The 21,597-nt window shown below is 67.9% G+C and carries 20 protein-coding genes; 14 read left to right on the forward strand and 6 right to left on the reverse strand.

The window, feature by feature from the left end; genetic code table 11:
- Position 1: 1 nt before the first annotated feature.
- The 5 genes from IGS68_RS31055 (at position 2) to IGS68_RS31075 (ending at position 7,149) form a co-directional block, all read left to right on the forward strand.
- Positions 2–1,864 (forward strand): glycoside hydrolase family 15 protein, encoded by a 1,863-nt coding sequence (locus IGS68_RS31055; protein WP_247881446.1) that lies wholly within the window; start codon positions 2–4, stop codon positions 1,862–1,864.
- 367 nt (positions 1,865–2,231) lie between these two features.
- Positions 2,232–3,713: a putative bifunctional diguanylate cyclase/phosphodiesterase gene (locus IGS68_RS31060; protein WP_247881447.1), complete on the forward strand. Its 1,482-nt coding sequence runs from the start codon at positions 2,232–2,234 to the stop codon at positions 3,711–3,713.
- Between the two features lie 22 nt (positions 3,714–3,735).
- Positions 3,736–4,179, forward strand: coding sequence for a BLUF domain-containing protein (locus IGS68_RS31065; RefSeq protein ID WP_201082128.1), 444 nt, complete (start codon positions 3,736–3,738; stop codon positions 4,177–4,179).
- A gap of 118 nt (positions 4,180–4,297) precedes the next feature.
- Entirely contained in the window at positions 4,298–6,025 is a 1,728-nt protein-coding gene (locus IGS68_RS31070) for an IlvD/Edd family dehydratase (RefSeq protein WP_201082130.1), read from the forward strand.
- Positions 6,026–6,114: 89 nt separating this feature from the next.
- A complete protein-coding gene (locus IGS68_RS31075) occupies positions 6,115–7,149 on the forward strand; it encodes an alpha/beta hydrolase (protein ID WP_201082132.1) in 1,035 nt (344 codons plus the stop codon).
- Between the two features lie 23 nt (positions 7,150–7,172).
- Here the strand turns inward: IGS68_RS31075 and IGS68_RS31080 are convergent, their stop codons facing one another.
- The 3 genes from IGS68_RS31080 to IGS68_RS31090 are packed head-to-tail and all read right to left on the reverse strand — an operon-like array spanning position 7,173 to position 9,584.
- Complete coding sequence (locus tag IGS68_RS31080) at positions 7,173–7,907, reverse strand: sulfite exporter TauE/SafE family protein (protein WP_201082133.1); 735 nt, start codon at positions 7,905–7,907, stop codon at positions 7,173–7,175.
- A 31-nt stretch (positions 7,908–7,938) separates the two neighbouring features.
- A complete protein-coding gene (locus tag IGS68_RS31085; RefSeq protein WP_201082134.1) occupies positions 7,939–8,859 on the reverse strand; it encodes an ornithine cyclodeaminase family protein in 921 nt (306 codons plus the stop codon).
- Entirely contained in the window at positions 8,856–9,584 is a 729-nt protein-coding gene (locus IGS68_RS31090) for a GntR family transcriptional regulator (RefSeq protein ID WP_201082135.1), read from the reverse strand. The genes IGS68_RS31085 and IGS68_RS31090 overlap by 4 nt, the downstream gene beginning before the upstream one ends.
- Positions 9,585–10,006: 422 nt before the next feature.
- Here IGS68_RS31090 and IGS68_RS31095 point away from each other — a divergent pair, with 422 nt between their 5' ends.
- The 8 genes from IGS68_RS31095 (at position 10,007) to IGS68_RS31130 (ending at position 16,587) form a co-directional block, all read left to right on the forward strand.
- On the forward strand, positions 10,007–11,593 hold the full coding sequence (locus IGS68_RS31095) for a hypothetical protein (RefSeq protein ID WP_201082136.1): 1,587 nt from the start codon (positions 10,007–10,009) through the stop codon (positions 11,591–11,593).
- Positions 11,594–11,720: 127 nt separating this feature from the next.
- Positions 11,721–12,452: a TenA family transcriptional regulator gene (locus tag IGS68_RS31100; protein WP_201082137.1), complete on the forward strand. Its 732-nt coding sequence runs from the start codon at positions 11,721–11,723 to the stop codon at positions 12,450–12,452.
- 67 nt (positions 12,453–12,519) lie between these two features.
- Positions 12,520–12,825, forward strand: a complete 306-nt coding sequence (locus IGS68_RS31105; protein WP_201082138.1) for a 2Fe-2S iron-sulfur cluster-binding protein — start codon at positions 12,520–12,522, stop codon at positions 12,823–12,825.
- 51 nt (positions 12,826–12,876) lie between these two features.
- Entirely contained in the window at positions 12,877–13,200 is a 324-nt protein-coding gene (locus IGS68_RS31110) for a ferredoxin (RefSeq protein WP_201082139.1), read from the forward strand.
- Positions 13,200–13,478 (forward strand): 2Fe-2S iron-sulfur cluster-binding protein, encoded by a 279-nt coding sequence (locus IGS68_RS31115; RefSeq protein ID WP_201082141.1) that lies wholly within the window; start codon positions 13,200–13,202, stop codon positions 13,476–13,478. Before IGS68_RS31110 ends, IGS68_RS31115 begins: the two co-directional genes overlap by 1 nt.
- Before the next feature lie 55 nt (positions 13,479–13,533).
- Positions 13,534–15,003, forward strand: coding sequence for an aldehyde dehydrogenase family protein (locus IGS68_RS31120; protein WP_201082143.1), 1,470 nt, complete (start codon positions 13,534–13,536; stop codon positions 15,001–15,003).
- 22 nt (positions 15,004–15,025) lie between these two features.
- Positions 15,026–15,505, forward strand: a complete 480-nt coding sequence (locus tag IGS68_RS31125) for a GlcG/HbpS family heme-binding protein (protein WP_201082145.1) — start codon at positions 15,026–15,028, stop codon at positions 15,503–15,505.
- Between the two features lie 50 nt (positions 15,506–15,555).
- Positions 15,556–16,587, forward strand: a complete 1,032-nt coding sequence (locus IGS68_RS31130) for a 2Fe-2S iron-sulfur cluster-binding protein (RefSeq protein ID WP_201082147.1) — start codon at positions 15,556–15,558, stop codon at positions 16,585–16,587.
- A gap of 155 nt (positions 16,588–16,742) precedes the next feature.
- On the opposite strand, the gene IGS68_RS31135 is transcribed toward IGS68_RS31130, so the two are convergent.
- From IGS68_RS31135 to IGS68_RS31145, 3 genes are all read right to left on the reverse strand, one after another.
- Positions 16,743–17,138, reverse strand: coding sequence for a PRC-barrel domain-containing protein (locus IGS68_RS31135; protein ID WP_201082149.1), 396 nt, complete (start codon positions 17,136–17,138; stop codon positions 16,743–16,745).
- Positions 17,139–17,564: 426 nt separating this feature from the next.
- Entirely contained in the window at positions 17,565–18,458 is an 894-nt protein-coding gene (locus IGS68_RS31140) for an urea carboxylase-associated family protein (RefSeq protein WP_201082151.1), read from the reverse strand.
- A gap of 106 nt (positions 18,459–18,564) precedes the next feature.
- Entirely contained in the window at positions 18,565–20,217 is a 1,653-nt protein-coding gene (locus IGS68_RS31145) for a right-handed parallel beta-helix repeat-containing protein (RefSeq protein WP_201082153.1), read from the reverse strand.
- A gap of 502 nt (positions 20,218–20,719) precedes the next feature.
- Between IGS68_RS31145 and IGS68_RS31150 the strand changes: the two genes are divergently transcribed.
- The gene (locus IGS68_RS31150; RefSeq protein WP_201082155.1) at positions 20,720–21,571 is read left to right on the forward strand and encodes a class I SAM-dependent methyltransferase; all 852 of its coding nucleotides are present in this window, start codon (positions 20,720–20,722) and stop codon (positions 21,569–21,571) included.
- Positions 21,572–21,597 lie beyond the last annotated feature (26 nt).

The raw sequence follows: 21,597 nt of genomic DNA on the forward strand, positions 1-21,597 counted from the left end.
TTTGGCCGGTACCGACACACCTCGGCGCATCGAGGACTATGCCCTGATCGGCGACTGCGAGACGGCGGCGCTCGTCTCGAACCGGGGTTCCATCGACTGGCTTTGTTTTCCCCGGTTCGATTCCGCCGCCTGTTTCGCGGCCCTGCTGGGATCGCCGGAGAACGGCCGGTGGAGCATCAGGCCGAAGGATGACCAGGCGCGCACGACCCGGCGGTACCGCGACGGCACGCTCATCCTGGAGACTACTTTCGAAACGCCGGAAGGCTCGGCGACCCTGATAGACTTCATGCCGCCGCGGGACGGCTTCGCCGATCTGGTCCGGATCGTGGTCGGCAACCGGGGCCGGGTCGAGTTCGACCTCGATCTCGTGATCCGGTTCGACTACGGCCGGAGCATCCCCTGGGTCAGCCGTCTCGACGACGCCACGCTGACCGCCGTGGCCGGCCCCGATCTCCTCGTGCTGCGGACGGCCGCGGAACTGCGCGGTGCCGACATGCACACCGTGGGATCGTTCACCGTGACGGCGGGCCAGCGCATTCCGTTCACGCTGATCCATTCGCCGTCCCACCTGCCGCCTCCGGCCCCCCGCGATCCGGAAGCCGAATTGAAGAGGACGGAGGCGTTCTGGACGGAGTTCTCCGGCCGCTGTCCGCCGGTCGGGCCATGGACGGACCAGGTGAAGCGTTCCCTGATCACCCTCAAGGCCCTGACATACATGCCGACCGGCGGCATCGTCGCCGCGGCGACGACGTCGCTCCCGGAACATCCCGGCGGCCCCCGCAATTGGGATTACCGGTTCTGCTGGCTGCGCGATGCCACGATGACCCTGCAGGCCTTCATGAAGCTGGGCTACTACGAGGAGGCGTCGGCGTGGCGCGAGTGGCTCCTGCGCAGCGTTGCCGGCGACCCGTCCCAGATGCAGATCATGTACGGGCTTGCCGGCGAGCGGCGCCTGCCCGAATGGGAGGTCCCGTGGCTGGGCGGCTTCCTGGATTCCCGTCCCGTGCGCGTCGGCAACGCCGCCGCCGGGCAGTTCCAGCTCGACATTTACGGCGAGGTCGCCGACGCGCTGGCGCAGGCCCTGAAGGGCGGGTTGCCGCCGCACCCGAGATCCAGGGAGCTCAGCGAGACCATCATGCCGTTCCTGGAGCAGGCATGGCGGCGTCCGGACGAGGGCATCTGGGAGACCCGCGGCGGACCCCGGCACTTCACGCATTCCAAGGTCCTGGCCTGGGTCGCCTTCGATCGGGTGGCCGCGATAGCGCTTGCCGGTGATCCGGCCAGCGGACGGGCGGCCCGGTGGCGCCGGGTGGCGGACCTCATCCATGAGGACGTGTGCCGGAATGCCTACGATCCGGACCTCGGCAGCTTCGTGCAGTCCTATGGATCCAGGCAACTGGACGCGAGCCTGCTGGCCATACCGCTGGTCGGTTTCCTGCCGCCCGAGGATCCCCGCGTCGTCGGTACGGTGGCCGCGATAGAGCGGCATCTCGTGCGCGACGGCCTCGTGCTGCGCTACGACACGGGGACAGGGGAAGACGGATTGCCTCCCGGCGAGGGCGCATTCCTCGCCTGCAGCTTCTGGCTCGCCGACGTCCTCGTCCTCCTCGGACGCCACGCCGACGCCAGGCGGCTTTTCGAAAGGCTATGCAGACTGTGCAACGACGTCGGGCTGCTCGCCGAGGAATATGATACGGCGGAACAGCGCATGCTGGGCAATTTTCCCCAGGCGTTCAGCCATATCGGCCTGATAAACACCGCCCTGAACCTGACGCGGATTCCGGGACCCGCCGACGAGCGGTCCGAGCAGGACGAGGACGGCCCCGATCCGCAGCAACGGCCGGAGCAGCCACGCTACGTCTGAGCCGCCGCCGTCCGGCCGTTCGCTCTTCGATCTCGGCCGAACGGGTTTTCGGGACAGATCGAAGATGCCGTCAAGCAAGTGAAGCCTCACCTATTCAATAATATAAATAACCAAAATAGGATAATACCAAAGACGCTCCATTTCATAAACCGGGTCTTAATTGACAAGATGCATTGTGAAAAGAACGAACCTCCTGAGTGCACTTGTCATGGAAGAGTTTTTCGAGGATGCGTTGATCGAAGCTGTAGTTGGTGGAGATGAATTTCCTCCCCGCTCGCTTGCGGCGACGGCCCATGATGCCCTTCTGGAAGCTTGCGACCGGCTTCCCTGCGCCTTCGCGATCCTTGAACCGGACGCGCGGCCATCCATGATGAATTCCGCGTTCCGGACCCTGTTCAATCCATCCGTGCCGGTCGACGCGGGCGACCCGGATCTGGTCCGCCTTGCCGGCGGCGACGTCCGCTCGCTCAGGTCGGTGGACGGCCGGGCATGGCCGGTCAGCACCGTCCGTCTCGGCGGCGGACGCATCCTCGTGACGGTGGAGGACCGGTCGGCTCCGGCCGGCACGGACCTGACGGAGCGCAGGGACGCCTTGACGGGGGTGGCGAACCGGGTCGTCCTCAAGGAGCGTATCGTCCAGATGCTTGCCGAGCCCGAGCAGGATCGCCAAGCCGCGCTCTTCCTGCTCGACCTGGACCGCTTCAAGACGGTCAACGATACCCTCGGGCATGCGATCGGCGACAAGCTGCTGTGCCGGGTGGTCGAACGCCTGCGCTCGACGGTGCGCAAGGACGACCTGGTCGCCCGGCTGGGCGGCGACGAGTTCGCCATCCTCCAGCGCTCGTCCCGGCAGCCGGAAGCCGCCAAGGCGCTTGCCCAGCGGCTGGTCGACCTGGTCGGCCGCACCTATCTCGTCGACGACCATATACTGAACATCGGCGTCAGCATCGGGATAGCGCTGCCTCCGGCCGACGGCACCGAACCGGACCGCCTGCTCAAGAGCGCCGACCTCGCCCTGTACCGCGCCAAGGAGGAGGGGAGGGGGCGTTTCCGTTTCTTCGAGCAGGAAATGGACGCCCGCGCCCAGGCCCGCCGCGCGCTCGAACTCGACCTCCGCCGCGCCTTCGCGCTTCGCCAGTTCGAGGTCTTCTACCAGGCGCAGATGAGCCTCCAGGACAGGCGGATCGTGGGCTTCGAAGCCCTCGCCCGCTGGCGCCATCCGCAACGCGGCATGGTCTCGCCCGCGGACTTCATCCCGGTCGCCGAGGAAATCGGCCTGATCTCCCAGATCGGCGAGTGGGTTCTGCTGACCGCCTGCCGCGAAGCGGCACGCTGGCCCGGCTCGCACCGCATCGCGGTCAACCTTTCGCCCATCCAGTTCAGCAATCCCGGCCTGGTCGAGACCGTGTCGGCGGCGCTCGCGACCTCCGGCCTCGCTCCCGAACGCCTTGAGCTGGAAATCACCGAGAGCGTCCTGCTCGACAATACCGCCGCGACCCTGGCGATCCTCCATCGGCTCCGCACCCTGGGCGTCCGGATCGCCATGGACGATTTCGGTACCGGCTATTCCAGCCTGGGCTATCTCCGGTCCTTCCCGTTCGACAAGGTCAAGATCGACCAGTCCTTCATCCGCGACATGCCGACCGACGGCGACAGCGCCGCCATCGTGAAGGCGATCATCGGCCTCGGCGTCAGCCTGGGCATCTCGACCACCGCGGAGGGCGTCGAGACAGAGGAGCAGCTAAATCGCCTGCGGGCGGAAGGCTGCACCGACATACAGGGTTACCTTCTCAGCAAACCCGTCCCGGCCGCCGAGGTGGCGGCCGTCCTGAACCGTATCCCCACGTGAGCATCGAGCAGGCCGCCAAACCATGTCCGAACAGATCCACCGCCTCGTCTATTTCAGCCGCAACGCCATGCCCGGGACCGAAGACGAGATCGTCGCGGGCGTCCGGCAGATCCTGGCAAGCTCCCGCAGCAACAACGCCCGGGCCGGCGTGACCGGTGCCCTGCTGTTCAACAGCGGGTGCTTCGCCCAGGTGCTGGAAGGCCCCTCGCCGGCGGTCACCGAGACCTTCGAGCGCATCCAGTGGGATGAGCGCCACAGCGAGGTCCTGGTGCTGGAATACGCCCCCGTCGCCGCCCGTTCCTTCCCCGACTGGTCGATGTCCTTCGTGGGCGCCGACCGGTCCGGCCAGCAGCTGTTCGGCGACGTTTCCGTGACGAGCGGATTCAACCCGATCCACCTCAAGGCGGACCAGATCTTCGGGACGCTCGAACGCCTGGTGCGGGAGGAGGAGAAGCAGACCGCCTGACCGCCCGGCCGTCGGCCACGGGTGCATTTCCCGATCCGCGCGGCCATGCCGGCGGATGACCGGGCCCGGATTACGCGTTAGGCTGGTCCCGGACGGCGGCGAGAGAAAGGATGCACCCATGGCGCAGAAGTCCCCCAGGCCGCTGCGGTCACAGGCCTGGTTCGGCGGCGACAGCAAGGACAGCTTCATCCATCGGAGCTGGATGAAGAACGGCGGACTGCCGGACGATGCCTTCGACGGCCGCCCGGTGATCGGCATCTGCAACACCTTCTCCGAGTTCACGCCGTGCAACGCGCATTTCCGCGGCCTGGCGGAGCAGGTGAAGCTGGGCGTGCTGGAGGCGGGCGGCCTTCCGCTGGAATTTCCGGTCTTCTCCTGCGGCGAGTCCAACCTCAGGCCGACGGCCATGCTGTTCCGCAATCTCGCCTCGATGGATGTCGAGGAGGCGATCCGCGGAAACCCGATGGACGGGGTGGTCCTGATGGCCGGCTGCGACAAGACCACGCCGTCCCTTCTGATGGGGGCGGCGAGCTGCGACCTGCCGTCGATCGTCATTTCCGGCGGGCCGATGCTGAACGGCAAGTTCCGCGGGGCCGACATCGGGTCGGGTACCGACGTCTGGAGATTCTCGGAGGATGTCCGGGCGGGCCGCATGTCGCGCGAGCGTTTCATGGCGGCGGAAAGCGCCATGTCGCGTTCGCCCGGGCACTGCATGACCATGGGGACGGCTTCGACCATGGCCTCCATGGCCGAATCCCTGGGGCTGACCCTGCCCGGCAACGCCGCCTATCCGGCGGTGGATGCCCACCGCGCGCGGCTTGCCCGCCTGACCGGCCGGCGCATCGTCGGGATGGTCGGTGAGGATTTGCGCCTGTCCAAGGTCCTGACCCGCAGGGCCTTCCTCAACGCGATCCGGATGAACGGCGCGATCGGCGGTTCGACCAACGCGGTCGTCCACCTGCTGGCGATCGCCGGACGCGTCGGGGTCGACCTGACGCTCGACGACTGGGATGCCGCCGGCCGGAACGTGCCGACGATCGTCAACCTGATGCCGTCCGGGCGGTACCTGATGGAGGATTTCTGCTATGCCGGCGGCATCCCGGCGGTGATGAAGGAACTGTCGGACCTGCTGGACCTGGACGTGCCGACCGTGACGGGAGGGACCCTGGGCGACAACATCCGCTCCGCCGAGAACTTCGATCCCGACGTGATCCTGCCCCGCGACCGGGCCCTGGTGCGGGACGGAGGCATCGCCGTGCTGCGCGGCAACCTGGCGGCCGCCGGCGCGATCCTGAAGCCGTCGGCCGCGTCGCCCGAGCTGATGCGCCATCGCGGCCGCGCCGTCGTCTTCGAGAGCATCGAGCACTACAAGGCGACGGTCGATGACCCCTCCCTGGAGATCGACGAGACCTGCGTGATGGTGCTGAAGAACTGCGGCCCGAAGGGTTATCCGGGGATGGCCGAGGTCGGCAACATGGCGCTGCCGAAAAAGCTGCTGGAACGCGGCGTGCGGGACATGGTGCGGATCTCTGACGCCCGCATGTCGGGCACCGCCTACGGCACCGTGGTCCTGCACTGCGCCCCCGAGGCCGCGGTCGGCGGCACGCTGGCGCTGGTGCGGACCGGCGATTTCATCGAGCTGGACGTCGAGGCAAGGCGCCTGCACCTGGACGTGGCGGAGGACGAACTGGCCCGCCGCGCCGCCGCCTGGTCGCCGCCCGAACCGTCGATGCGGGGCGGTTACCAGAGCCTCTACGTGGAACATGTCCTGCAGGCCGATCGGGGCGCCGATCTGGATTTCCTGGTCGGTTGCCGGGGCCACGACGTGCCGCGCGAGAGTCATTGATCGGAACCCCGCCGGCTGCGGCCGGTATTGCGCAAGCGCTCCGAACCCGTGATCCTTAGGTGACGCACCAATCAGGAAAGAGGAACGCCGTGACAGACAAGCTTCCGGAGCTCCGGCTGACGGCCGAGCATCTCCATCTGGCCGAGGCGGACGCGGAACGGCTGCTGGACGGGTACCGGATCCGGCGCGGCGACCGGGTGATGGATCCCAAGGCGCAGGTGATCGGCGAAGTGATCAAGCAGCTGCGCTCCCCCGACAGCCTGCCGACGCCGGAGGAGTCGCGCGGCCAGTTCCGGAAGATGGTCGAACTGCTCGACGAGCCGCCGCCGGCCTCGGTCGAGGTTTCCGACCTCGCCTGCCCCGGCCCGGCGGGACAGGTCCCGTTGCGGCTCTACGCGCCAGAGGGTACGGGAGCCCGGCCCCTGCTGCTGTATCTCCACGGCGGAGGATGGATCCAGGGGGACCTGGAGACCCATCACGGCGCCTGCGGCAAGCTCGCCGCCTGGTCCGGATGCCTTGTGCTCGCCGTCGACTACCGGCTGGCGCCCGAGCACAAGTTCCCCGCCGGGTTGGAAGACTGCCTCGCGGCGTGGCGCTGGCTCGCCGCCAACGCGGCCACGCTCGGCGCCGATCCCGCGCGGCTGGCGGTCGGCGGCGATTCGGCGGGCGGCAACCTCGCCGCGGCGGTCTGCCAGATCCTGGCGGCCGGGGGCGAACCCGGGCCCGCGGCCCAGCTGCTGATCTATCCTTCACTGGATTTGGGCTGGCAGCTGCCCTCGCACCGGGAACTGGCGGATGCCTACATCCTGCCCAGGATCCGGGTCCGCTGGTACACCGAGCTGTATCTGTCGTCCCCGGAGCAGGCGGCCGATGTCCGCGTTTCCCCCCTGTGGACGGAGGACCTGCGCGGGCAGCCCCCGGCGATGATCGTCACCGCGGGTTTCGACCCGCTGCTCGACGACGGGCGCCGCTATGCCGACCGGCTCGAGGCGGCGGGCGTGCCGGTGGCCTACCGCGAGTTCACCGGACAGATCCACGCCTTCATCTCGCTCACCCGCGTGATCCCCCAGGGCAACGAGTGCCTGCGGGAGATGGCCGGTTGGCTGAAGTCGAGGCTGGGCTGAGACCAGGACCGGGCGGGGGCGGCTCAGGCGAGGCTTTTCGCCAGCAGGAGCAGGGCGGAGACCGCCGAAAGGCCGAGCAGAACCGGCCGCACCCGCCCGCGGTCGACCGCGCGCCGGCCCCAGAAGGACAGCGCGAACCCGACCGGCACCGCCGGGGCGAGATAGGCCGTCAGGATCATCTCCGTCCGGCCGAAATGGCCGAACAGGGCCAGGGCGGCGATCGAGAACCCGGCGCCGACGACGAAGAACGCACCCATGGTCGAGCGCACCTCCGGACCGGCCGCGTTCTGGAGAACGATCGCCATGGGCGGTGCGCCGATCGAGGTGAGCGTGCCCATGTAGCCCGAGGCCGCCCCGGCCGTGAACAGGGTCCCGGGGGTCGTGCGGACGCGCGGACCGGCCAGGCTGAGCCCGACCGCCGCGAGGACCAGCACGGAGAAGGTCACCCCGAACGCCGACGCGGGCATCAGCGAGATGCTGAGCCCCGCCAGGAAGGATGCGGGGATGCGCCCGCACAGCGCCACCAGCAGCTTGGCGGGGTCGATCGAGCGCCACTCGCGCGCCGCCTGCAGCACCGAGATCAGGAAGGCCAGTGCCAGAAGCGGCCCCGGGACGAACGCCGGGTCCATCATGCCCAGGATCGGCGCCGCCAGCAGGCCGAAGCCCAGGCCGGTCGACCCCTGCACGGCGGCGGCCAGGGCGACGCAGGCGAAGGCGGCGGCGTAGATCCAGCCGCCGAGGGCTATCGAGGACAGCATTTCCGTGTACGAAGCTCCGTATGGCGGGCCGTCAGGTCCGCTCGCTCGACAGGCGGTTCCAGACTTCGGCGGCGCAGGCGACGTCCTCCAGCCCGATGCCGACGCTCTCGAACAGGAAGATCTCGTCGGGCCGTGTCCTTCCGGGAGCCCGGCCGGTCAGGATCGCGCCCAGTTCGACCGCGCTGTCCCACGAGAAGGCGCCGGCCTCGGCGGCGAGCAGCAGGTCCCCCGCCTCCTCGCGCGCCTGGGGCAGCCACTCGACCACGACCCGCGCCGCACCGATGACGTCGGCGCCGATCTCGGCATGGCCGGGCAGGGTGGAGCCGACCGCCGCCACGAAGGCGCCGGGGGCGAGCTGGTCGAGACCGAACAGGGGCGTGGCCGACCGGGTGGCCGTCACGACCAGCCCGGCCCCGTCGAGCGCCGCCCGCGTTCCCGCCTGTTCGACCGGAAGGCCCGTCGCCTCGGCCATGCGGCGGCAGAAATCCCGCGCGTCGCCGCGGCTGACGACCCGCACCTGCCGGACGGGCAGGGTGCCGGCCAGGGCGCGGACGTGGGAGCCCGCCTGTATGCCGGTGCCGAAGACCGCGAGGGTGTCGGCATCGGCCCGGGCGAGTGCCCGCGCGGCGACCGCGGTCACGGCCGCGGTGCGCACTTCGGTCATCGCGTCGCTCTCCAGCACGGCGAGCGGGGCGCCGCTCTCCGCGTCGAACAGCAGGACCACGAACCGGAACCGCCCGGCGATCGTGGTGTAGACCTTGGCTCCCGCGACCCTGCCGCCGAGGTCGACGGCGGCCATGGTGGACAGCTTGACAGGACCGGCGATGGTCCTGACCCGGGCCTGCACGGCGGCCTGCCCGTCGGCGAAATGCCGGAGCGCGCGGTCCACCGCCTCCCGGGCGGCGGCGGGGTCGAGGAGTCGCCTGACGGTGGCGTCGTCGATCAGCTTCATGCCGGCTCCGCCCCATCTATCCGGTGGCGGACGGTCTCGGCAAAGGCCTTGACGGCCCTGCCGACATGGCGGTTCGCCAGGATCGCGGCCAGCTCCTCGTCGCCATCGGCGATCGCCCTCAGGATGGCGGCATGCTCGCGCCAGGCATCGATCTGCCGCCAGGAGACGGAGGAAAGATACATCCAGTGCGTCCGGTCGCGCAGGCTGCGCATGAAGTCGGCCAGGAAGCGGTTGCAGCCGGCGTCCGCCAGGAAGCCGTGGAACTCGTCGTTGATGGTATTGAGCCCCTCGCGGTCGTCCGCTCCCGCGGCGGCATCGCCGCGCTCGAGCAGCGCTTCGATCCGGGCGCGGATCTCCGGCGTGACGCGCCGGGCCGCGAAACGCGCGCTGAGTCCTTCCAGTTCGGCCCGCAGCTCGCTCAGTTCGCGGAACTCCTCCTCGCTCAGCGAGGCGACGAAGGCGCCGCGCCGGGGGAGCACGGCGACGAGGCCTTCGGTTTCCAAAGAGCGCAGCGCTTCGCGGACCGGATTCCGGGAGACTCCCAGCTCCTCCGCCAGCCGCTCCTCCACCAAGCGGGTGCCGGGCGCCAGGGCGCCGGACAGGATGCTGCGCCGGATCTCGCCGGTGACGACGTCGCGCAGCGCCGGATGAGGGGGCTGCTGGAGCGGGCGCGGCTCTCCGGAGGATGTGCCAGGGGACGACGACGTCGGAAGAGGCTGTCTCATGATGCTCATGGTCGGCTCGGCATAAAATTGTCTTTTGTATACGGCCTTGGACGCGGAGCGTACCCGGAAACGGACGACACCAGCAAGCCCAAAGGGAGGACTGGCACCAAATCGTATACAGGATGCGACCGATGTCTTGATCCGACAGGATCGAAGGCTAGTGCGTTGAAATTTTCCATCACAGAACGCGGTCATCACAGCAACATAACTGCTTTTTTACCTGTGGCACCCATGCGGACGCGCATTCCGCGACATTTCCATATTGACGCTTCGGACGACTGTATACAGACTAGTCCGTGTTCGGTATACAGAACCGTGGCGATGTCGAGGGAAAAATACTCCCGGCGGATCCATAAGAAAATGAACGGGAGGAGGGTCGCCGCCGGCGGGCCCTTGAAATATCAAACAAGAGGTTCTGGCGCATGGAACCAGTCCACTACGTCTATCTCTGCGGTGTTGCGGCCATCGTCGTTTCAATGATTCTGCGAACGAATGTCGTGGTGGCTGCGATCATCGCTACGCTCGCCGTAGCTGCTGCTTTTTCGGGCGATGTGATCATTGCCATTACCGCCGTGTTCAACAGCTCCCTCGTGGCGGCGAAGGAGTTGTTCAGCATCTTCCTCGTGATCGCCTTCATGACGGCCCTGCTGAATGCCCTGCGCTCCCTCGGGGCCGACCAGAAGATGGTCAGTCCGCTCCGTCACGTCGTCGGCAACGGCCATATGGCGTTCCTGGTGCTGGCATCCGTCACCTACGTGATCTCGCTGTTCTTCTGGCCCACGCCGGCCGTGCCGCTGGTGGTGGCGACCCTGCTGCCGGCGGCGATCGTCGCCGGCCTGTCCCCGATCGGGGCCGCAATGGCCATGGCGATCGCGGGACAGGGCATGGCGCTTTCGTCGGACTACGTGATCCGGGTGGCGCCGTCCATCAGCGCACGGGCCGCCGGCCTGCCCGACGCCACGGCAATGGTCGCCGACAAGGCCTTGGTGATGTCGCTGATCACCGGCGCGGTGGCGCTGACGCTGGGCTATCTGGCGATCCGCCGGACCATCAAGGCGCCGGACCGGCAGCACCTGTCGATCTGGCTGACGGGGTCGCCGGCCGGCGAGGGCATCGCGGAGCAGCGGCGCCGGATCGCCCGTATCGGATCGTTCAACAAGTCGGTGCTTGCCCTGCGCGCGGCTCCCGAAGCGGCGGCCGCGGAGAAGCCGGCCAGGCTGCCGCCGGGCAATGCCGAGCTGACCGGCGACGGTACCCTGGCCCTCGACGGGACCGTCGGCTCCCTCGATGTGGTCGGCCAGGGGCGCTGGCCGAACGTGCTGGCCCTGCTGACGCCGGTCGTGTTCCTGTCGCTGATCGCCTACATGCTGGCTCCCAAGTTCGTTCCCGGCCTGTCGAGCCTGAAGGGCGGCGAGGCGGCGGCGCTGGTGGGCGGGACCGCGACGCTGCTGATGCTGTTCGCGACCTTCGCCTGCAACGGCAGGAAGGCGATCCACATCGCCGCCGACCACATCGTGGACGGGCTGGTCTTCGCCTTCCGGGCCATGGGCACCGTGCTGCCGATCGCCGGCTTCTTCTTTCTCGGCTCGTCCGAGACCTCGGGCACGATCCTGGGGCTTCCCGCCGGCGTCGCCGGTCCGGCGCTGCTGTTCGAGGCGATCCAGTCGATGCAGCACCTGATCCCGCACAGCGCCACGGCCATCGCGTTCGGCGTGCTGGTCGTGGGGATCATCACCGGCATCGACGGTTCCGGCTTCTCCGGCCTGCCGCTGACCGGGGCCCTGGCCGGCGCGCTGGCCCCGGTCGCCAACGCCGATCCAACGACGCTGGCGGCGATCGGCCAGATCGGCTCGATCTGGACGGGCGGGGGAACGCTCGTCGCCTGGTCCTCGCTGATCGCCATCGCCGGCTTCGTCCGCGTGCCGGTGCTGGAACTGGTCCGCGCGCTCTTCCTGCCGGTCGTGGCCGGCCTGTTCGTCGCGACCCTTGCCGCCGTGGTCCTGTGGTGACGGCCCGACGGGCCCGGTGCCGCGCGGACCATACCCGCAACCCGTAACACCCTTCCACCGCAGGGGCCGAATCCCCGGATCGACCGGCCGACGGGGTCCCTGCCACTTCCGAGAACGAGAGGACGTCATGACCAAGCTGATGAACCAGGACGAGTTCCGCACGGCGCTGGAGAACGCCATCCAGGGCAAGAGCGCCAACAAGTCCCCGTTCAGCGTCGCCTGGGCTTCCGGCCGGCTGACCCGCGACCATCTCGCCCGGTGGGCCGAGAACCATTACCACTATGTCGGCCCGTTCGCGGACTATCTCGGCTACATCTACGCCCGCATGCCGGAACGGTACACCGAGGCAAAGGATTTCCTGCTGGCCAACATGTACGAGGAGGAGATCGGCGGCGACCGGCACACCGACCTGCTGATCCGGTTCGCCGAAGCCTGCGGCACGACCGCCGAGCGGGTGCGGGACCCCGAGAACATGTCGCCGACCACCCGCGGCCTGCAGAGCTGGTGCTACACGGTCGCCATGCGCGAGGACCCCATCGTCGCCGTGGCCGGCCTGGTCGTCGGGCTGGAATCGCAGGTGCCGTCGATCTACCGCAAGCAGACCCCGACGCTGCGGGACAAGTACGGCTTCACCGACGAGGAGGTGGAGTTCTTCGACCTCCATATCGTCTCGGACGAGATCCACGGGGAGCGCGGCTACCAGATCGTCCTGGAGCACGCCGACACCGTGGAACTGCAGCAGCGCTGCCTAAAGATCTGCGAGATCGGCGCCCAGATGCGACTGCTCTACACCACGGCGCTCTACAACGACTACGCGGCGGACAAGATCCCGCTCGGCGAACTCGGCCTCGCGGCCTGAGCCGGAGGCGCGGCGCCCGGGCGCCGCGCTTCCCCCCGGAGTTCCCGCAATCATCGGAAAAAGCCAGATGCCGACGGTCATTTTTCACAAGGGGGGCCAGACCTACCGGGACGAGGTCCAGGACCGGACCAACCTGGTGGTGCGGGCCGGCATTAGGAAATTCCCTTTCCCGCACCTGAGCTACAGCTGCGGCATGGGCAAGTGCGGGAAATGCGCCTGCCGCGTCGTCAAGGGCGCCGAGCATCTTCCCGAACCGAACTGGAAGGAGAGGAAGCGGCTCGGCGATCGGATCGCCTCCGGGTACCGGCTGGCCTGTCAGCTTTGGCTGACCCACGACGCCGAGTTCGTGCAGGACGAGAGCGACGCGGCCTGAGGGTTCGGGCAGCCCCGCATCCCACGTCCACCCATTCCGCTGGAGATTTCCATGTACGTCATCCTGACCAGCAAGCCCGGACAGTTCCGGACCGAGCCAAGCGAGGACCTGCGTCCCATCGAGGTCTACGACTATCTTTTCTACGGCTCCAGAAAGGCGCGGTTCAGCATCGCCGAGCTGGTCCGCGACACCCGGGTCACGATCGTCGACGAGCCCGAGTGCGGCATCGTCAACCGCGTCCCGTCCAAGTTCCTGGAGAAGTTCGATACCGTCGAGCGGGCGCGCCGCGAACTGGAGCATCTCACCTCCTTCGGCGGCATGGACGCGCGGCTGGTCCGTCTCGACCCCGCCCGGGCCGATGCGGTGGCCGTGTGATGGTGCAGGTGACCTTCATCAGCAACGACCGCAAGGTCGTTTCCTGCCCGGAAAAGAGCAACCTGCTCCGGGTCTCCCTGCGCGAGAAGGGGGGCATCCCCTTCAAGTGCGGCGGCGGCCTGTGCGGAACCTGCAAGTGCAGGATCGAGCAGGGCATCGAGAACACCGACGCCGTCAAGCCGAAGGAGCGGAAGATCCTGTCCCAGGCGGACCTGGACGGCGGGCTGCGCCTGGCCTGCCAGACCTTCGTCAACGGCGACGTCAGCGTTTCGTGGTAGTGGGGCCGCCCCGCCGGCACCCTATCCCCCGGAACGCGATCCACAGGAAGCCGCAATGACTGACACCACGAATCCCCCGGCCGAAACCTTCGGCAACCATATCGACGGCGAATGGGCCCCGAGCCGGTCGGGCGAGGTCTTCGCCAACACCAATCCGGCCGACACCTCCGACTTGGTCGGCCTGTTCCAGGCCTCCTCGGCCGAGGACGCCCGGGCCGCGGTCGCCGCGGCCGCGGCCGCCTTCGAGGGCTGGCGCCGGACCCCGGTCACGGCACGCGCCCGCGTTCTCGACCATGCCGCGGCCTATCTCGAAGCCCATGTCAACCGGTTCGCCGAGGAGCTGACCCGGGAGGAAGGCAAGTCTTTGGCCCAGAGCCGGGACGAGTTCCTGCGCGCCGCGCAGACTCTGCGGTTCTATGCCGTCGAGGGCCAGTCGCTGACGGGCGAGACCTTCGTCAACGACGATCCGGACATGGATGTCCACACCGTGCGGGAACCGCTCGGCGTGGTCACGGTGATCACGCCCTGGAACTTCCCCGTCTCGATCCCGGCCCGCAAGATCGCCCCGGCCCTGGTGACCGGCAACACGGTGGTGTTCAAGCCGTCATCGGACGCGCCCTTGAGCGGCCTGCGCCTCGCCGAGGCGCTGGTGGAGGCCGGACTGCCGAAGGGCGTGTTCAATTTCATCACCGGCCGGGCCGGCGCGATCGGCGCCGCGATCACCGAGCCGGCCGATGTGCGCGCCGTGACCTTCACCGGATCAACCGCCGCCGGCGAGCGGATCCACCGGTCGGTTCCCTTCACGACCCGCACCCAGATGGAGTTGGGCGGCAAGAACCCGCTGATCGTGATGGAGGACGCCGACCTGGACAAGGCGGTGGACCTCGCGGTCAAGGGCGGCCTGTCGCTGAGCGGGCAGGCCTGCACGGGGACCAGCCGCATCCTGGTGATGAAGTCCGTGAAAGCCGATTTCACCGAGCGGCTGCTCGCGAGGGTCAGGGCGCTGAAGATCGGCAGCGGCTTGAAGCCCGGCATGGACATCGGCCCGCTCGCTACGGCCGGGCAGCTCGAGCGCGTGCTGGGCTATGTCGAGATCGGCAGGCGCGAGGCGACGCACCTGCATGGCGGCGAACGCCTGGCCGGCCCCGGGTACGACCGCGGCTACTTCGTGTCGCCCGCGGTTTTCACCGACGTGACCCAGGACATGCGGATCGCCCGCGAGGAGATCTTCGGCCCCGTCCTGGCCATCATAGAAGTCGACGGCTACGCCGACGCCGTGGCCAAGGCGAACGACACCGACTACGGCCTGTCGGCCGCGATCGCGACGGCCGATCCGCGGCTCATGCACGCCTTCGCCCGCGACATCCAGTCCGGCACCGTGAAGATCAACCGCACCACCACCGGCAACCTGATCAACGCGCCGTTCGGCGGCCTGAAGCGGTCCAGCACCTCGACCTTCCGGGAGTCCGGACGGACCGGGCTCGATTTCTTCACCCAGACCAAGACGGTCTATCGCGGCTGCTGAACCCGAACGAGGAGACAAGACGATGAAAAGCACCCTGAAGCTCGAACTGCGGGAAGCCCGCCACATGGTCGAGGCCGCCATCCGGGAGGCCGGCCGCATCGGCGTGCTGGAGACCGTCTGCGTGGTCGATGACGGCGGCTATCCGATCGCGCTGGACCGCATGGACGGCGCGCGCGTCACCGGCCCGCAGATCGCCTGGAACAAGGCCTTCACGGCGGCCGGCCACAAGCGATCCACCCACCTGTTCAACCAGGCCCCGAACGGCCCGGCGCTGCCCGGCAACGAGGCGTTCGGCATCCAGTGGAGCTTCGAGGGCAAGTTCGCCGTGTTCGTGGGCGGCTTCCCCATCGTGGTCAACGGAGCGGTCGTGGGCGGAGTCGGCCTGAGCGGCGGCAACGGCGAGCAGGACACCGCCTGCGGTCTGGCGGCGCTGCGGGCGCTCCGCGAGCTTCTCGGGTCCGAAGGCCACGACGTCCTGGTCGAGGCGGATATCAAGAAGTGAGGCACAGTTCCCGCGGCCCGGCGATCCGGCCGGCCCGGTTGGAGGCATCCATGTCGTTCCAAGTCCAGATTCCAGAAACCGGCGAATCCTTCGTCGCCAAGGCCGGAGAAACAGTCCTGGCCGCCGCACTGCGGGCGGACGTCCGGCTGCCCCATGACTGCCAGGCCGGCGGCTGCGGGACCTGTCGCGTCAGGCTCGCCGCGGGTTCGGTCTCCTACGATGAGGCCCCGTTCGGACTGTCGCCCGAGGAGGAGGCCGAAGGCTACGCGCTCGCCTGCCAGGCCGTTCCCGAGGGCGACCTCGTGATCGAGGTGCCCCTGGTGACGGTGACGCTGCCCGAGCCCAGGCTGCACACGGCCGTGGTGGCCGGCATCGAGCCGCTGTGCGACGGCGTCAGCCGTCTGACCCTGACGTTTCCCGACGACCCGGCGCCCGACTATCTGCCGGGCCAATATATGAACGTCCTGCTGGAGGACGGGGTCATCCGGAGCTTCTCCATGGGTTCGGCTCCCGGCAAGGGCGTGCTGGACTTCCATGTCAGGAGGAATCCCGGAGGCCGCTTCACCGACCGGCTGCTGGCCCGCGCCAAGCCCGGCGACAGGATCCGGGTAGAGTTGCCGATGGGCTCGTTCCTGTATAGGGAAGAGGATTACCGCCCGCTGCTGATGGTGGCGACCGGGACGGGCATCGCGCCGCTCAGGAGCATCCTGGAAGCGCTGATGGACGATCCGGATTGCCCTCCCGTCCATCTATACTGGGGAATGCGGACCGAAGCCGACCTCTACCTGGACCGGGAGATCCGGACCTGGGGCGACCGCTTCGACGAGTTCACCTATGTCCCCGTCCTGTCGCGGCCCGGCCCGTCCTGGGACGGCCGGCGCGGCCATGTCCAGGACGCCGTCGCCGAGGATTTCGGGGACCTTTCGGAGCATGCCGTATATCTCTGCGGCTCGCCGGCGATGATCGTGGACGCCAAGCGGATCTTCATGGCACGGGGTGCCAGTCCCGACCATGTCTATGTCGAGGGGTTCACGACCGGAGCCTCCGCCGGCAATGCGGCCGTGCCGGTCCCGGCGGAGTAGGCATCTCGTACCTGCTCCGGGAGCTTCCGAATCGCGCGGACGGGAAATCCCGGCGTCGGGTTCGACCGGGTATAGGAACATCCCGACGCCGAGGGATGGCGCTGATCACGATGCGGCCGGCGGGATCCGTTTGATCCGGCCGGCTCGCGGCCCGGTCAGTCCTCCCATTCCTGCAGCTGGGCGAGGTCCTCCTCGACCATGTCGGTGACCAAGCGGCCGTCCTGGCCCAGCTGGAGCCGGTCCAGCGGCACGACGACCTGCTTGTCGCCGATGCCCAGCGTGCCGCCGAATTCCACGGCCACGGCGGTGATCCGGCCGTCGGCATCGCCAAGGACCTCCTCGACTTCGCCGATCTTGTCGCCGCCGGTGTTGTAGAGGTCCATGTCCTCCAGCTCGTCGATCGAGCGGCCCTGCCAGTTGACATCCGTCCGGTCGTCGTCGAGCTCGACGAGACCGCCGGCATTGGTGTTCGGAGCCGCCGTCTGGGAGATGGCGGCGGCCGGCATCGTCAGCGCGGCGGCCATGGTCAAGATGGCGAAACGCTTCAACATGGTGAGATCCTCCTGAACTTTGTCTGGCCGGCCCTGACATCGTGAAAAGTAGACCCGGCACGGTATCCCCTGAACCTCCTCAAAGTTCAGGAACCGATTGATTCAACACAGAATTCGGCATATGGTTCCGAAGCGGAGACCACGTGCCTGCTGTCCGGAGATCAGGTGGATTTCAGGAGTGGCGAGCCGGGCGCGCGCTCACTCGACCCATGATTACATGCGGCCCGGGCTATTGTTCCGGACCAGCCTCACGTGCCGTTGAACATCCGTTTCCGGGCATTGGAGACTAGACTGCCCGCCTTCCGTCGCGCGTTGCGGGTGACCGGCATGATCATCCGCAAAGCGGGAAACCCGACGGGTCGATGCCGCAGGCGTCCGCCGAAGGGGTGACGAACCGGTTCTTCCCGGACGGCGCGCCTACCAGCGTCAGGAGTCGTCGGACCCATGGGTCCGGTCATATCCGCTGATCGCGGGGGAGGTCCAGCCGCGCGGCGGCGCGGCCGGCCTGAAGACCTCCACGAGCAGGGGATGGCACGCGGACGCGTCGCTCGAATGCTCGGCGCCGCAGTCCCCGCCGGGGCAGGCCGACAGGGCGCCGAGCAGGTCGATCTCGGCGAAGAACTCCAGGAAGTCGCCCGGCCGGACGGGGCTCGCCTTCATGAAGTACTGGCCGGTATCGCGGGTGAACCCCGTGCACATGAAGACGTTCAGCACATCGTGCACGGCCGGCTCGACGCTCTCGCGGGGACGGCCCAGGCGGCCGGCGAGGGCGCGCGTCAGGTTCGAGTGGCAGCAGTGATGATAATCCCCGCCCGCGAGGAGCCGGTGGGTATAGGGATCGCAGCGCGTCCCGATCACGTCGTGCACCGACCCGCCCCAGTCGTCGAAGCCGTACCAGTCGAGGGTATCCTCCGTGATGGTCGCCATCGGCCGCAGGTAGGGCAGGCACGACCATAGCCGGTCCCCGGTCGAGACATGCGTGCCGTGCAGTGCCCGCGTCTTGCCCGAGAAGAAGCGCTCCTGAAGGTCGCCTGCCGACCAGAGGTTGAGGTCGCCTGCCGACCAGAGGTTGAGGTCGCCGACCTGCGGGCCTTCGATGCTGACGATGCGGAAGAAGCATCCCGCGGGAACGTCGAAGCACCGGGCCTCGCGCGGCGGGACGACGGTCTCGGACAGTTTCTCCCAGCCCTCCCGCGCGGCGCGGTAGGAGGGCAGGTCCGGCGGGGCCAAGCTGTCCACCGGGTAGCAGATCACGGGCCGGATCTTCCGGCGGGCGTCCGCGTCGCCGGGTTCCGGGTGCTCGGGCTTTTCGAGCTTCATCAAGGCTCTCCAGGGTCCTGGGTCCGGTCGATACCGGAGCACCATGGCATGTCCGAAGGGCCTCCGGAAGCCCCGATCGACGCTCCCTCGCGATCCGGGGCGCCGGTCAGAACAGGCTGGCCGTCGGGGTGTCGGGGTCCACTCCCAGCAGGGTGATCGATTGGGTCCCGTGCTGGAGCACCATGTCGCCCGCAGGGGTCTGGGCCACCTTCAGGTCACCCAGGGCGACCGAGGCATCCAGCTTGATGCGGTCGGTGCCCAACTCGAACCCGACGATCAGGTCGTTGCCATGGCTCGCCACGAAGGTGAAGGTATCGGCACCGGCGCCGCCGGTCAGCCTGTTGTCCAGGCCGTTGTCGACCACCTCCGAACCCGCCGACGTCGAGATCACCAGATTCTCGACATTGGCGGCCAGGGTGTAGCCGGTTGCGTAGACCTGGACCGTGTCCCGGCCCTCGCCGGCCTTCTCGACCACCACGTCGAGCCTGGATCCGATGACGTAGTGGTCGTCGCCCGCCAAGCCCGCCATGGTATCGGCTCCCGATCCGCCGTCGATGCGGTCATGGCCGGAGGTGCCGGTCAGCCTGTCCGCCGAGGCGGTACCGGTCATGGTCTTGGTGGGGATCGCCCCGACCTTCCAGTCGAAGGTGCGGCTGTCGACCGGAATCCCGGACGGGACGGGGGCGGGCTGGGCCGTGCCGAACATCACCAGTCCTTCCGGACCGGCCTTGGACCCGTCGAAGGTGCCGCCGACCTTGTTGCCGGTATTGACGCTGACCGCCCCGGCCTTGGCCGACAGCCAGGAGGATTTGGAAACGATGTTGTCGATCAGCTGTATGTTCTTGCTGGCATAGCCCAGGTTGTCCGTGCTGACGTTGACCACCGAGCCCGGGCCGGTGGACGCCAGGTAGTTGCCCTTGATCACGCTGTCGACGGCGCCGTAGGCGTTGACGGCATGCTTGGAGGCGGCATCCACCTTGTTGCCGGAGACCGTGAAGCCCTTGGCCTGATAGCCGAGAGTGCTGGGCCAGGTCGAGCCCTGGTTGCCGGCGAAGCCGCCGACCAGGATGCCGTCGGGCACCTGGTAGAGGTGGTTGTCCAGGATCCTGACGTTTTCCGAGCCGGCCTTGGCGACGATGCCCGAGAGCCCGACGATGTCGTAGACCCTGTTGTGGGCGATGATGCCGTTCCGCATATAGACGTCGTCGATGCCTTCCTCGCCGCGCACCCCGTAGACGGTATTGCCGGTGATCGCCGCGTTGACGGTCTGGGCCGTCTTGATGCCGTCCGTGGTCTGGCCGTGGACGATGTTCTGCTCGATCACGATGTTGGTGGCGAAGTTCGTCAGGGTATTGCCGCCCTGGGTGATCTTGACGCCCTCGGTGCCGCCGATCAGCTCGAATCCCTTGATGACGATGTTGTCCGGCCCAAAGCCGTAGATCGCGGGAAGGCCGGCGTTGGCCGCCTTGATGTCGGCCTTGCCCTGCCCGTCGGCCGAGACGATCCAGATCGGCTTGTCGGCGGTGCCGCTGACGCCGATCTTGACGTTCTCGGCATAGACCCCTTCCCTGACCATCACGGCGGTGCCGGGCTTCGCCTTGGACACGGCGGCCTGGATGGTCTTGAGCGGCGAGGAGGCGGTTCCGGTCCCTGCATCGCTGCCCGTGGGGGAGACCCACAGGAAGGCGGCGGGCTTGGCCGCCTCGTAGGGGACCACGCTGGCCGCCGCGGTGGAGATGGACGTGGCATTGTAAGGCATGGGAACGACCTATACAAACTAACGAGGTAACTCGTTCGAGTGTACGGACGCACGGACCATGCCTAAAGCCAAAAACCGCGCAGCCTCAAGTCATTTCTGTGACATTGAAACAAATGTGAGGTTTTTACTGCGTGTTTACTCGGGGTTTTTCGGGGGATTTGCTTCGGGGGACCGGGTCGCCCCGGCGCCGCGGGCGTGACGGCGAAGGAGGGCCGAACCGGCGTCCGGACGGGTCGCCGCCAGTGGCCCCGCCATCCCGGAAGTCCCCTGGACCTGGTGTTAACTCGATTCAGGCCGGCCGGAATCGGCTGCGCCATTTGCGGTCCCGGGACCTCCTCATTAGGGTGAGACCAAGCATCCTCTATGGATAGTTTTTAGACTAATCCACCGTAAATGCGGCCAGCCGGTCCCGGTGGATACAATCTTGCAGGTGGACGCCGAGGCAATGGAAGCACAGATCTCCGCTCGCGATCATATCGATTTGCACGCCAGTCAGCATCCGATGGAGTTTTTCGACGAATTCAGGACAGCGGAGGCGTATTGCCTGCACCTCATGCACAGCCATGCCTACAAGGAGGCCGCCGGGCTCGTGCCTGCCGGCCGGGTCCTCGACCTGGGCTGCAACAACGGGTACGGCTCCTACGAGTTGAGCCGGCATGGCCACCGGGTCGTCGGCGTGGACGTCTCCGCCGAGGCGCTCGACGACGCGCGGAGGCGCTTCAACGCCGACAATCTGGAATACCGGCAGGTGAGCGGGCAGGACCTCCCGTTCGAGGCCGACAGCTTCGACCTGATCACCAGCTTCCAGGTCATCGAGCACATCGTCGAGATGGAGCCCTACCTGCGGGAGATCCGCCGCGTCCTGAAGCCAGGCGGCCTCGCGGTCTTCACCACCCCGAACGCCCGGATCAGGCTCGACCCCGGGATGCAGCCCTGGAACCGGTTCCATGTCCAGGAGTTCACGCCGGAACACCTGAAGGAAACAGTGACGCCGTTCTTCGCCGACGTGACGATCAGGGGCCTCTATGCGTCGGAGGAACTCTACGCGACGGAGTTCAATCGCTGCCAGCGGGCGCTGAAACAGGCGCGCGAGACGCAGCGCGCCGCTCCGACCGCCGCCCAGCCGGTTCACGAGCCGATCCGCGACGCGATCGCCGCCGCGGTGAAGGCGGTCCTGCCGGCGAGGGCCGTCGAGTATATCCGCACCAGGCGCGACGGCGCGCCGGCTAGGAACGGCTCCGCCGAGGGCACCCTGGCTTCCGCCGACAAGGAGAGGCTGGCCCGCGGAAGCATCTTCTACCGCGAGGACGGCCTGGACAAGGCGCTGGACCTGATGGCGGTCTGCCGGCGGTGACGTGCCTTCGACTGGAGCCCGCTCCG

The sequence above is a fragment of the Skermanella sp. TT6 genome (assembly GCF_016653635.2).
GTDB classification, from domain to species: Bacteria; Pseudomonadota; Alphaproteobacteria; order Azospirillales; family Azospirillaceae; genus Skermanella; species Skermanella cutis.